The 12,557-nt window shown below is 40.5% G+C and carries 14 protein-coding genes and 1 riboswitch; of the genes, 2 read left to right on the top strand and 12 right to left on the bottom strand.

The annotated features are described in order from the left end of the window. Window positions 1-26: 26 nt before the first annotated feature. Complete coding sequence (gene metA / locus EW028_RS05175) at window positions 27-962, bottom strand: homoserine O-acetyltransferase MetA (RefSeq protein WP_004227915.1); 936 nt, start codon at window positions 960-962, stop codon at window positions 27-29. A gap of 123 nt (window positions 963-1,085) precedes the next feature. Continuing rightward, window positions 1,086-1,197: riboswitch (SAM riboswitch) on the bottom strand. Window positions 1,198-1,400: 203 nt separating this feature from the next. Here metA and EW028_RS05170 point away from each other — a divergent pair. Then, window positions 1,401-1,772: a nucleotide excision repair endonuclease gene (locus EW028_RS05170; RefSeq protein ID WP_004227912.1), complete on the top strand. Its 372-nt coding sequence runs from the start codon at window positions 1,401-1,403 to the stop codon at window positions 1,770-1,772. 54 nt (window positions 1,773-1,826) lie between these two features. On the opposite strand, the gene EW028_RS05165 is transcribed toward EW028_RS05170, so the two are convergent. Next, a complete protein-coding gene (locus tag EW028_RS05165) occupies window positions 1,827-2,213 on the bottom strand; it encodes a hypothetical protein (RefSeq protein WP_112118567.1) in 387 nt (128 codons plus the stop codon). Window positions 2,214-2,235: 22 nt separating this feature from the next. Further along, complete coding sequence (locus EW028_RS05160) at window positions 2,236-3,018, bottom strand: TrmB family transcriptional regulator (RefSeq protein ID WP_054550238.1); 783 nt, start codon at window positions 3,016-3,018, stop codon at window positions 2,236-2,238. 125 nt (window positions 3,019-3,143) lie between these two features. On the opposite strand from EW028_RS05160, the gene EW028_RS05155 reads away from it, so the two are divergent. Beyond that, complete coding sequence (locus tag EW028_RS05155) at window positions 3,144-3,914, top strand: TSUP family transporter (protein WP_048393079.1); 771 nt, start codon at window positions 3,144-3,146, stop codon at window positions 3,912-3,914. Between the two features lie 40 nt (window positions 3,915-3,954). Here the strand turns inward: EW028_RS05155 and panF are convergent, their stop codons facing one another. The 9 genes from panF to EW028_RS05110 all read right to left on the bottom strand — a co-directional run bounded on the left by panF (window position 3,955) and on the right by EW028_RS05110 (window position 12,556). Further along, window positions 3,955-5,400 (bottom strand): sodium/pantothenate symporter, encoded by a 1,446-nt coding sequence (gene panF, locus EW028_RS05150; protein WP_131520145.1) that lies wholly within the window; start codon window positions 5,398-5,400, stop codon window positions 3,955-3,957. Continuing rightward, window positions 5,400-5,663: a YhdT family protein gene (locus tag EW028_RS05145; RefSeq protein ID WP_131520144.1), complete on the bottom strand. Its 264-nt coding sequence runs from the start codon at window positions 5,661-5,663 to the stop codon at window positions 5,400-5,402. Before EW028_RS05145 ends, panF begins: the two co-directional genes overlap by 1 nt. A gap of 254 nt (window positions 5,664-5,917) precedes the next feature. Next, a complete protein-coding gene (locus EW028_RS05140; protein ID WP_131520143.1) occupies window positions 5,918-6,472 on the bottom strand; it encodes a short-chain dehydrogenase in 555 nt (184 codons plus the stop codon). A gap of 61 nt (window positions 6,473-6,533) precedes the next feature. Next, window positions 6,534-8,015 carry a class I adenylate-forming enzyme family protein gene (locus EW028_RS05135; RefSeq protein WP_131520142.1) on the bottom strand — a complete coding sequence of 494 codons (1,482 nt, stop codon included), beginning with the start codon at window positions 8,013-8,015 and terminating at the stop codon, window positions 6,534-6,536. A gap of 15 nt (window positions 8,016-8,030) precedes the next feature. Then, window positions 8,031-8,762 (bottom strand): 3-oxoacyl-ACP reductase FabG, encoded by a 732-nt coding sequence (fabG, locus tag EW028_RS05130; RefSeq protein WP_131520141.1) that lies wholly within the window; start codon window positions 8,760-8,762, stop codon window positions 8,031-8,033. Continuing rightward, window positions 8,746-9,657, bottom strand: a complete 912-nt coding sequence (gene phaZ / locus EW028_RS05125; RefSeq protein WP_131520140.1) for an intracellular short-chain-length polyhydroxyalkanoate depolymerase — start codon at window positions 9,655-9,657, stop codon at window positions 8,746-8,748. Before phaZ ends, fabG begins: the two co-directional genes overlap by 17 nt. A 12-nt stretch (window positions 9,658-9,669) precedes the next feature. Continuing rightward, window positions 9,670-10,674 (bottom strand): 3-oxoacyl-ACP synthase, encoded by a 1,005-nt coding sequence (locus EW028_RS05120; RefSeq protein WP_131520139.1) that lies wholly within the window; start codon window positions 10,672-10,674, stop codon window positions 9,670-9,672. Then, a complete protein-coding gene (locus EW028_RS05115) occupies window positions 10,671-11,687 on the bottom strand; it encodes a branched-chain amino acid ABC transporter permease (RefSeq protein WP_131520138.1) in 1,017 nt (338 codons plus the stop codon). Before EW028_RS05115 ends, EW028_RS05120 begins: the two co-directional genes overlap by 4 nt. Beyond that, window positions 11,684-12,556: a branched-chain amino acid ABC transporter permease gene (locus tag EW028_RS05110; RefSeq protein WP_004227888.1), complete on the bottom strand. Its 873-nt coding sequence runs from the start codon at window positions 12,554-12,556 to the stop codon at window positions 11,684-11,686. Before EW028_RS05110 ends, EW028_RS05115 begins: the two co-directional genes overlap by 4 nt. Window position 12,557: the final 1 nt, after the last annotated feature.

The raw sequence follows: 12,557 nt of genomic DNA, 5'->3' as shown, positions 1-12,557 counted from the left end.
AGAAAAGAAATTAGACTTTTTATTAATTAAATATGATATTCGATTTCATCTACAAAATCCCATTCATATGGTGTTTCTTGGTAAACATAGTAGTTCAACCAGTTAGAGAATAATAGATGCGTATGGGCACGCCATGTATTCATTGGCACTTGTGTAGGATCGTCATTCGGGAAGTAGTTCACAGGAACGGCGATATCTATGCCCTTCGCCACATCGCGACTGTACTCATCGGCTAGCGTTGTCGCATCATACTCTAGATGGCCCGTAATCATAATATTTTTATTATCTTTTGATTGTACAATAAATACCCCAGCATCCTCTGAATAGGATAATAATCGTAGATCTGGATGATTGCGAACCTCGTCAATCGAAACAGATGTATAGCGTGAATGGGGCGCAGTAAATAAATCACTAAAGCCACGTACCAAATCTACAGTTAAATCTGTAATCACATGGGAATAGACGCCTGAGCATTTAGCAGAAAGCTCAACCTTCCCAATGCCATAATGATGATACAATGCAGCCTGTGCCCCCCAACATATATGTAGCACGGATGTCACATTCTTTTTAGACCAATCCATAATTTCTGAAATTTCCTGCCAATAGTTGACCTCTTCAAAAGCCATTTTTTCTACTGGTGCACCAGTTATAATCATACCATCGTAGCGTCGGTGTCGAATCTGATTGAACGTTGTGTAGAAAAGCTGCAAATGGGATTTACTCACATTTTTAGACTCGTGAGTGGCTGTATTCAAAAAGGTAATATTCACCTGTAATGGTGTATTCCCCAATAAACGTAATAATTGGAGCTCAGTTTTTTCTTTTTCTGGCATTAGATTTAATATTAATATATTTAATGGACGGATTTGCTGTGTTTTCGCACGATCTTCTTCCATGACGAAGATTTTTTCCTCACGTAAATGTTCTCCAGCTGGTAAATTTTTCGGAATATTAATTGGCATCTTGCTTTCCCCTCTCTATAATCACTCTCTTTTAGCAAACCTAACTTGCGTACATTGCAACGAAATTAAAAAATCCCCCTCATTCCATACGAGATAGAATGAGAAGGATTTTTTTCACGTCCACTCTTATCTCTCAAAGGAAAAAATCCTTTGCTGGAATTAGCACCTTTCTAACAATTGTTAGAGGTTGCTGAAGCGTCATCGGGCCAAATCCCTCAGCTTCTCTTGATAAGATTATTTAATTATCTTGAATTGTAACACGAACTAGTTAGAATATCAATAATTCATCGAATATTTTGTGATTCATGTGCATGTTCCTTGCTCATTTGATGTACACTAAGCTTGCTATCTGTGGTGTTTCTACATTTAAAATTTATGGTAAACATGCCGTAATTATGTTACCATATACTTTTAGTAAGAGAGAGGAACGTGAATAGTTTGATTAAAATTGAATTTCCAAAACCAGATCTAGTAATCCGTCAACGTGAACAAGATTTAAAACCAGGTGATGTGCCAATCACACCTTACTTCGGTTTTATTGACTTCCATAAAATCACACGTGATAAAGGCGGCATTTTCTTATTCTATAATGACAAGAATGAGCTATTGTTTGTTGGGAAAGCACGTAAAATTCGTCAACGTATTAAAAAACATTTCGAGGATAATGTATCTCCGATGAAAAACCATCGAGATGAAGTGTTCAAAATTGAAGTCTATGAAGTAGAAGATCCAATGGAACGTGAAATTTACGAAACATATGCGATTAATACTTTCCGCTCTAAATATAACGTAGACAAAGTCTTTTATTAGACATCACGTAAAGAAACCGAAATCTCATTTCTAAAGGGATTTCGGTTTCTTTTATCACATAATGGTCATACGATCAATGGGCGTACTCTGACCGTTTATTCGCAAATCAATGGTATCCAGCTCAGGATTCTTGACGGTGACTTTAAAAACATAGGGTTGAGCCTCTTTCCTTTGCTCGCTGCCTTCCTCTAACTGGATAATAAGCCTATTTCCCTCAGCTGTAATACTTGCCAATACATTCCCTTTTGAATAATAAACAAGGTAATATGGAGCATCCTTTTCATGCAATAGTTGTATTCTGTCATTAGAAACGATATTTTTTTGGACATTATCTGGGACAACCGTTAGCTCATGAATCGTTGGTGGATCGGTAGGTGGTGTAGCATTACAGGCTCCTAGCATTAGTAGGCTTATTAAACCTAGCAACACGAATTTTTTCAAGTAACTCCCCTTCCTTATACGACTATTCTAAGAAAAAAGCTTTACGCTCCTTAGCAATCCAGTCTTCTAACTCCTGATCATCACGTTTTACTAACCGATTGATGAGCACATCATGCCATATATAATCCTCTAACAAATAAATATGAACCGGATCATTGGTGATAAAGGCCGTCTCTTGGGTAGATGGAGAATGACCATAAATCATTTCCTGACCATCTATCGATAAGATAAACCAATGCGGTGTAGACGCTTTTTTTGTATAATGTGTGGCTCTATGCTGGTCAATTGAGGCGAGATGCTCTCCTACATACAACGTAATGCCATGAACAGGAACATGCAGCGCCACCTCTTGCAAATCTTCACGTAAGGCATCATACATATCTTCCCACATCGACAGCATCACTTTTTTCTTCGCCTTCTTTAGAAGTGACTGACAATAGTTGATAATGGATTCCTTGCCCTTCAGCATGACCACTTTAGGCTCTGCTTCCTGTACTTTTTCCTCTAATTTCTCTAATTTCCCGCTTATAGACGTAAAATTCGACTCCCAGCGCTGTTGCATTTGCTGTAAGAACACAGACACAGGCATTGCCGAATAGGTCGTTTGTTCTGCGGTCTCTTCTTTTAACACGATGCCCTTTTCTACAAGGATATTTAAAATATCATACACTCTTGCACGTGGTATGCCAGAATTTTTACTTACCTGATAGGCACTGACATGACTTTGCTGAACAAGTGCCGTATAGGCCTTTGCTTCATATTCTGTAAAACCCATTTCTTTCAGCTGGGTGATTAATTCCTCCATGTAATCCCTCCATTATCTTTATTATAGGCTACCAATGTGAAGATTTGCCAATGAAAAAATGGGGTTTACAGCGCAAATAAATTTAGTTACTATTTCAGTAGTAACTAATTATAAAGAGGTGTCATATGTTGTTTGAAATCGATGTACATATTCTCATACTATTAATTTCTTTTGGATTTCTGGCGGCTTTTGTTGACTCAGTAGTGGGAGGGGGCGGTTTAATTTCACTACCAGCCTTACTATTTGTTGGGCTCAATCCAGCTGCTGCGGTTGCCACGAACAAACTAGCAGGAGCTATGGGCTCGCTCACTTCCTCTATTTCTTTCTATCGTTCTGGCCAGCTGGACATTCGCTCTGTCCTCAAATATTTTCCACTAGCATTTATCGGATCATTATGTGGTGCTTGGACTGTGCATCTGATTAATCCAGCATTACTAAAGCCATTAATGCTTGTTATGCTGGCGGCTGTTGGGGTATATACGATCTTTAAAAAGGATTGGGGTGCCGTCTCTACCGTAAAAAATCTATCTAAAAAACATTTGTTTTTATTTATGTTGCTATTATTTGCTATTGGTTTTTATGATGGATTTCTTGGTCCTGGGACAGGGTCGTTTTTAATCTTTAGCTTCTTACTGGTAGGCTTTGATTTTTTAAAGGCGGCTGGTAATGCGAAGTTTTTAAATTTGGCAAGTAATGTGGCTGGTGTTTGTATGTTTGCCTACTTAGGTCAAATTCATTATGTTTATGGTCTAGTCATGGGCATTGCGCAAATTGGTGGGGCTATGCTTGGCTCACGGATGGCAATCAAGAAAGGAAGTGGCTTTGTCCGCACGCTATTTATTGTCGTTACAATGACATTACTTGCGAAAAATGCCTATGATTTTATGATGCATTAAAATAAACGCCACAGAATTTGAAATCTGTGGCGTTTTGGCGTTAAATCATAAGCTTTTCGTTTTTAAATTTATGACTAGTGGACAAACTGACAATCACAAAAATAAAGAAGGATGCGACAATTGGTATCGTGACTGTATGCATACCAAAGACGGAAGGATAAAACCGATCAATCATAATATACAACAACATGCCTGAAATCATTGACGCAATCGCTCCGTATTTATTCGCTTTTTTCCAATACAATCCTAAAACGACTGTCCAAATAAAGACAGCCTCTAGTCCACCGAAGGCAAATAAGTTCAACCACACTAATAAATCAGGTGGATTGAGTGCAAAGATGACAACGGCTAGGCCAATGACTGTTGTTACAATAAAGCTTGCACGCTTTATCTCTGCATCACTAGCTTTCGGCTTCATATAATTTAAATAGATGTCTTTGACAACTGTAGAGCTGACAAGCATTAGTAAAGCATTAACCGTAGACATTGTCGCAGCCATTGGTGCAGCTAAAACGATTCCTGCTAAAAATGGCGGTAATACCTTCAATGTCAGGAGCGGCATGACTTTATCACCAATCTCAATGCCCGGTAAGACAGGTCGGGCTAACACCCCAATTAAATGCATGCCAAACATGATTGTCCCTATGGCAATCGTGCCAATAAGAATCGCTTGATGCATACTTTTGGAATCCTTATAGCTCATCGCACGAACCGCAATTTGCGGAAGTCCTACAACCCCTACACCAATGAGAATCCAAAATGTTGAGACATACAGAGGCGTTAAATCTCCTTGTGCGCCAAATGGTGACACAAAGTCAGGATTTTCTGCAACCAGTGAGGCCATTATATTGTCGATGCCTCCACCTGCCACAATGGTGCCGATTAATAAAATAACTGTACCAATCACCATAATTGAACCTTGGACCGTATCTGTAAGTGCAACCGCACGGAAGCCTCCAATAATCACATATACTAACACGGAAATCGCAAAAATAAACAGTGCTGCTGTGTAGCTTAAGCCAGTTAATGACTCAATTAAGCGTGCACCCCCAACCCATTGAGCCATCATAGCCGAAAATAAGAAAACAATGATGCTAATGGCTGATAAAATAACAATGACATGGCTTTTGTAGCGCTCACGTAAAAAGTCGATTAACGTAATGGCCTGGTAACGACGAGCAATAATGGCGAATTTTTTCCCTAAAATCATGAGTACAAAATAACCTGCTGGTAGCTGAGCCATTGCCAGTAATACCCACCCAAGTCCTTTTGTATAGGCTACACCCGGTCCTCCGATAAAACTACTCGCACTGCCATATGTAGCAATCATCGTCATCGCAAGGATAAAACCGCCCATTTCACGACCACCAAGGAAATACTCCTGCAGGAATGAATTAGAGGAGCGGACATGCTTATTGGCCCAAATACCGATTCCAAAAATAATAATTAAAAATAATAGCAATGGAAATACAACTTGCCAATGCATTAGCGATCCACCTCCTCATCATCGAATGGTACCTCTTTGAAAAAGAGTTTCATCACAATCCAGATAAGAAGGATCATAAAGCCTGTCCCAGCGATACAGCTATAGAAAAACCAGGCAGGAAAACCAAATACATACGTATAATTTCTTGGATCTCCTGAACCTAATCCATAGGCAAAGCCAAACCAAATCGTAAAGTTGACAAGGACGAGTCCAATTCCGATAAGCGCCTCTCGATGCGCTATTTTAAAGCGTTGATCTTTCACATGTAATCCCCCTAACCTACTCTATTTTACTGATATGTCGGTCTGATGGGAAGAGATGTGAGTAAATAAGGATAAGTTATATGGAAATGATTTTGTTATACTAAGTAAAAGGTAAGGAGAAAAAAAGGTGCTTGATCCTGACGTTTTTCACACAAACCTAACTATCCCTCACAATTATGTAGACATCTACAACAAACTGATAATGGAGATAAGTAAAAACCTTCGTCCATCTAGTTAGACGAAGGTTAGTTAGTTTATAATGGTCGCTTTTCCCAAGGTTGTAGCGTCCCGACAATATGGATAGGTTGATCCTGTTGAATAGCAACAACAACACCTTGCGATATTTCCTCATGCGTAAGCCATCTCGCATGACCTTCTTCCATCATAAAACCTAGCTGGATTTGCCTGTATTGCGAACGAGCAGGGAGCTTCAATTTCTCTTGGACTTCACTTAAATTCGCCTTACTCCCCAACACATGAAACAGTTTCCATTCCCCGTCATTCTCTCTTGAAATTACATTGGAGATGTTCTCTAATGTAGTATCCGCATAGGAATGAATCCAAGCAACGACCAATTCAATGGGCCCATTATGCGCGAGCGTTTCTGCTAGCTTCTCTTTTAATAAGGCTATATTACAATAATCAACTAAAATCGACGTTAGAAGGGCGGGTTTGGTTGTTCTATTTCGCAAATCTTCCATTCGATGGGCACTACGTCCAATTACTGAGACATGGTAGCCATCATTCACTAACCAAAGGGATGTGTCAGCCAACATCCCAGTTCCACCAATAACTAATGCGTGGGCCATTTATGTGTCCCTCTCTTATTTCGGATTTAGAAAGACGAGCGTTTCTTCCTTCTCATCATACTTAACAGATAGATGAGTCGACAAGCCTATACAATGCCTTTTTATCGATTTTACCAACGCTTGTTTTCGGTAGTTCGTCTAAGAAAATCATTTGTTTTGGAATCTTATAACGTCCTAATTGGTGATGACATAGCTCATTAAGATCATCTAATAGAGAGGCTACTTGGTGGGGACAAACAATAAAAGCTGTCACGATCTCACCCCAATAATCATCACCTACACCAATCACGGCCACCTCTCGCACATCTGGATGCCGTAGTAGACATTGTTCTACTTCCTGAGGATAGATATTTTCACCACCTGAAATTATCATTTCTTTTCTACGCCCAACAATATAAAAATCACCTTCCGCATCCATCATCGCTAAATCCCCTGTTTTCAACCAGCCATCTTGCAGGATATTGGCAGTTTCTTGCTTGTTATTCCAGTAAAAGCGAAACATATGCTTCCCTCTTACCAATAGCTCTCCTACTTCTCCAGGTGCACAACTTTTTCCTGTATGATTGATGATTTTAGCTTCATTGAATTGCATGCTTTTCCCGACAGCCCCCTTTTTTGCATAGGCACGCTCTCTGTCAATATAAAAATTATTGGGTCCTGCTTCTGTTAAACCATATCCCTCTTTAAAAAATAATCCCTTATTATAAAAAGCATCGTAAATAGGATGAGGGCACGGGGCACCGCCAGATAAAAATACCTTCATGGAAGGAAATTGATTTTCCAGAAAATACTTCGTAGCAATCATTGCTTGATACATAGTTGGCACAAAAAGAGAAATTGTCGTTTGATATTGGTTCGTTGCTTGTAGTGCCTCTTCTGCATCAAATTTATCGCCAATAATGACCGTTCCTCCCGCCATCAGTAAGGGAATGCATAAAGCATTTAAGCCACCAGTATGAAACATCGGCATATAATTTAATGTCCGATCTTGAGCATGTAAACCCCAGCTAATAATAGTATTCATGGCATTCCAATTGACCGACTGAAAGGATAGCACTACCCCCTTTGGCTGACCCGTCGTGCCTCCTGTATAAATCATTAACCATGGATCATCCACATCCACGTCCACGTCTTGCCTACTTGGTTGTATCTCCTTCTCATGCTGGCTAACATGAAGTGAAAACATTTTTTCTAAAACTAAGGGACAATGACTATCCTCTTCGTATAATAGGATAGCAGGAGTCGCATCCTCCAAAATTTGTGTTAGCTCCTCCTTGCTTAAGCGCCAATTTAACGGTACATAAATGAGCCCACGTAGCCCACAGGCAAATAAAACAGCAAACAATTGGATATGATTTTTCGCAAAAACAGCGACTCTACTTCCTTTTTGTAGCTGCTGCCGTTCGAAAAATTGACTCCATTTGCCGATTTCCTCAGATAATTGCTGGTAGGTCCATTGTTCCTTTGAAGTTAAATTAATCAAGGCGATGTGGTGAGGAGTTAAAGCTGCACGTTTTAAAATCCATTCTTGCTCAACAAACATCTTGACTACCCCCTATCACATCATAATTGCGCCATCCACATGCAGAGTATGCCCATGAACATAGGAGGCCTCATCAGATGCTAAAAATAAATAGGCATTGGCAATATCACGTGGTGTCCCTAGGCGTTGTAGGGGGACGATTGATCGCATTTGAGCCAAAATATTTTCAGGCATTTTTTTGACCATATCTGTTTCTGTAAAGCCAGGTGCCACTGCATTAACATTAATCCCCTTACGCCCTAATTCCTTCGCCCATGTTTTTGTCATACCTACAATCGCTGCTTTTGTCGCTGCATAATTGGTTTGACCAACATTGCCATATACTCCACTAACTGAGGATGTATTTATAATTTTGCCTCCACCTGCTGCCACCATATAGGGAATGACCTCCTGTGTACAATGGAAGACACCTGTCAAATTGACATCTAGCACCTGCTGAAATTGTTCCTCCGTCATTTTTGTCAGCATGGCGTCTTGTGTAATCCCCGCATTATTCACTAAAATATCAATCCGTCCTGCCTGTTCGATCACTGCCGTCACCAGCTGATTAACGCTCTCTCTACTTGCAACATCTACTTGTATAAATACAGCATTTTCGCCTAGTTGTTGTGCTGCTAGAATGCCTGCTTTATCGTCATAATCGGCGATAAATACCCATGCCCCCTCCTCGATAAAACGCTCAGCAGCCGCATAGCCAATACCATTTGCAGCGCCTGTAATGATAGCTACTTTATTGTTCAAACGCATACTGTCTTCCTCCAATTTCTAAAAAGGCTTCAATTTCAGCTGTCAATTGTGCTAAATCATCGATCAAAGGCGAATGCCCACAATCTTTTAGGCTTACAAACTGTGCTGTTTTGCCTAAATCATGTAATAACTCTGCATTCATTTCCTCTGTAATCACCAAATCACGATCCCCTCGTAGCACTAGAATTGGGATATGAAGCAACATGGCCTCCCGAGAGCCTTTTGTCACCTCATTGTCAACAGCGCTTATATTAAATGTATTGAGTGCATGATATACTTCTGCTAAATTGCGCTGTGTAAGCATATCCTCTACATATTCTCGATATTTTCCCTCGTTTGGTCGATGATGCGTATAAATTAATGCATTCCATATAGACTGTAAGCCCTCCGCATTTTTTTCATCGTAGAAGCCTTGAATAAGCTTTGTTTTGGATGTATCCACCAATACCTCCTCATAATGATAGGCTCGTTTAAAGGAGGCTGGATTACCTGTTCCTAAATCCGTGTAAAATGGATAGCCACGTGTAGAAGCAGACGCAAGTAAAATTAGCCGTTGACAGTGTCCAGGATAATTTGTTGCAAACTGCATACAGACAGCTCCACCTGTTGACCAGCCAATCATATCAAAGCTTTGCAGTTGCAGTGCATCCACAAATAGCTTGAGATCATCACTAAAATCTTTAATAGCAGTGATTGGCTTAAGATAGGATGATTCACCAAAACCACGTAAATCTATCGCGTAAATGGTGTATTTCTCGTCTAATGCATCCATCAGAATATCCCAATGCTTAGAAGATGTCATATTGCCATGTACCAACACTAAAGGATAATCTCCACCTGATCGCTTACGATAGGCCATTGTTTCTCCATTTGCTAGTTGAATCGTTTTTACCATGCCATTTCCCCCTTATCCCCAACGTATTGTGATAGCTCCCCATACATAGCCAATGCCAGCACTAACAAGGGTCACAATATCGCCTGCTTGAATTTGATTTTGCTCCTGCGCTAGCTGTAGAGACAAAATTTGATCAATCTGGCCAATATGTCCATAGTCTTGCAAATAAATAGACTGCTCCTGCTGTAAGCCAAGCTCCGTTAAAATATAATCATGTGCAGATCTTTTCATATGCAACATCGCTAAATAGTTTAGCTGATCGTCACTGTATCCACTTTTCGCTAAAGAACTGCGAATGACCTTCAAAAAATTGCTTAAAGATTTTTGTTCTAGCCGCTCCTTCATCCCAATGGGGTCCAAAACGTCAAGCTTATATAAATTTTCGGTTAAATGGGTTGGGGTTAATGGATTTTTCGTTCCCCCAACTGGCACAACTACATCCTCTGAGAAAGAACCATCCGTTATAATATCTGCCTCTAGTAGCAAATTTTTTTCATAGTTTTTTTGTAATAACATGGCCCCTCCACCAGCCGCTAAATTGTACATAAAGCGCGTTCGTGGATTGCTGTAATCGATAAAATCAACATTGCGATAACCACCTGCTAACAGAATGGTTCGTATCGTGTCATCTGAGGCCATTAGGCTTTTCGCCACTTTCAGCGCCATGATTGTAGTGCCGCAGCGTAATTGCACATCAAATGCCCATGCATTAACTGCACCAAGCTCCTCCTGCATTTTAATGGAGGCTGTCCAGAGTGGATATTCCTTATGTTCCTCCCCCATATAGATGACTACATCAATATCCTTAGGGTCTATATTCGCTTTTTGAATTGCCTCCTGTGCTGCCCATATACCCATTTGCACGGTATGATCAGACTTATCAGGGATTGGCTTTTCATGAATGCCCATTTTTTGACGGATAATGGCCTCAGGAATATTGGAAAGAGCCGCAATTTCCTGCGACGCCATCTTCTGTTGAGGTAGATAAATACCTGTACTAACAATACCAACTGTCATTCAAATCGCTCCTTTTCATGAGGCAAGGGACCTGTCGTTTTTCGTTGCTTTAGCCTTCCTCGCCACTTCCAATAGAGCAATCTTAATGAGCCAATAATACCTTTTGGGAAGAAGATAACGGCTAAAATATAGAGAATCCCGAAGAAGATAATCCAACGTTCGAAAATAGGATAATCTCGTGCAAGCCCCGACAGTGCATGTTGCGCATATTCAATGACCGCCGAGCCTAATAACGGCCCCACTAAAGTACCCACTCCACCGATAATCGTCATTAACAACGCATCCAGCGTAATATCCATGGCCATCACACTCGTGTTAACGAAGCGCAATGACACTGCATATAAGGAGCCAGCAAAACTTGCTACAATGCCTGCCACAACTGAGGCAATGACTTTATAGTGCAACGTATTAAAGCCTAATGATTTCGTCCGCTGTTCATTTTCACGAACGGCAATTAAAATACGGCCTGTTGGTGAATTAACAAAGCGGTAGAGCGCCAAAAAGATGACCACCAAGCTTGCTAGCACAAAGAAATAGAAGGTCATTCGATCTCTAAATAGATCAGGTGCTCTGAATGTAAAGCCATCATTGCCATACGTAACAGAGCGCCACTTTTCAGCTAAGACTAAAAATAACCCCGAAAAGGCTAGTGTCAGCATCGCAAAAAAATGACTTTTTAAGCGTAAGGTTAATAAACCTACTAAAAAGCTAATGATGCCTGCTAGTACCATACCAATCACGATGGACAGTACAAAGATCAAGAGTGTGTGATCCATCTGCTTAAGCATGACTGCTGTTGTGTAGGCACCAATGCCGAAGAACATGGCGTGCCCAAAGGAGACGATGCCTGTATAGCCTAGTAAAATATCATAGCTCATTGCCAATATCCCAAAAATAAAGATTTGTGTGAGTAAAATAAGTAGTGTCCTTGAATCATTGACAAAAGGAAGGATAATAAAAATGACAAGTAACAGGATAAAAGCGAAAGCGCGTAAAGATATTTTGTTGTTCATGATGTCCGCTCCTTTCGCATCGCAAACAGCCCCTGAGGACGGAAAATTAAAACGATGGCCATTAAAATCATATTGACCGCCAGTGACAGCACAGGGACATAATAAGCCATAAAGCTACCTGCTAGCCCTACTAAAATCGCTGCAAGCAAGGAGCCGGAAAAACTACCCATACCGCCAATTACCACAACAATAAAGCCTAATATGGCATACTCCATGCCCATTTCCGCATAAATCACACCTGAATAGGGAGCCATCAACATGCCACTAAGTGCCGCCAGAGCAGCGCCCACCATAAAGACGTATAAAAATACACGCTTAATATGAATACCGAGAGCCTGCGCCATTTCCTTATCCTGCACCCCAGCCCGAACGATCAAGCCAATCTTCGTGCGCTTCAGCATGTATTGGAAAATACCAAAAATCACAAACCCTATGACAATAATAAATAAACGATATTTAATGATGATCACATCACCAATTTCCCAGCTACCTGCTAAATAACTTGGTGTTTTTACTGCCACCCCATTTGGTCCAAAGACCACCTTAATAAGCTCCTGCAAAACGAGCATCAGCCCTAAGGTAATTAATATTTGCTGAATATGATTGCCGTAAACAGGCGTAATAATGAATTTCTCTGTCAGCAGTCCAAGCAACGCTCCAGTCACAATCGCGCCTATAATCCCAACGATAAAACTTTCTGTCAACATATAGGTAAAGATGCCCGCATAGGCCCCCCAAACAAATAGCCCACCATGCGCAAAATTCAATACATCCATTAAACCGAAAATTAATGTCAAACCAGCTGCTAGCAGAAAAATTAACATCCCAGTGGCCAAGCCATTAATGATTAAATTGACCAATAGCTCCAAT

The sequence above is a fragment of the Lysinibacillus sp. OL1 genome (genome assembly GCF_004332175.1).
In the GTDB taxonomy this organism is placed as follows: Bacteria; Bacillota; Bacilli; order Bacillales_A; family Planococcaceae; genus Lysinibacillus; species Lysinibacillus capsici.
Note: the sequence above shows the minus strand (reverse complement) of the source record. Positions and strands in the feature narration are given on the sequence as shown.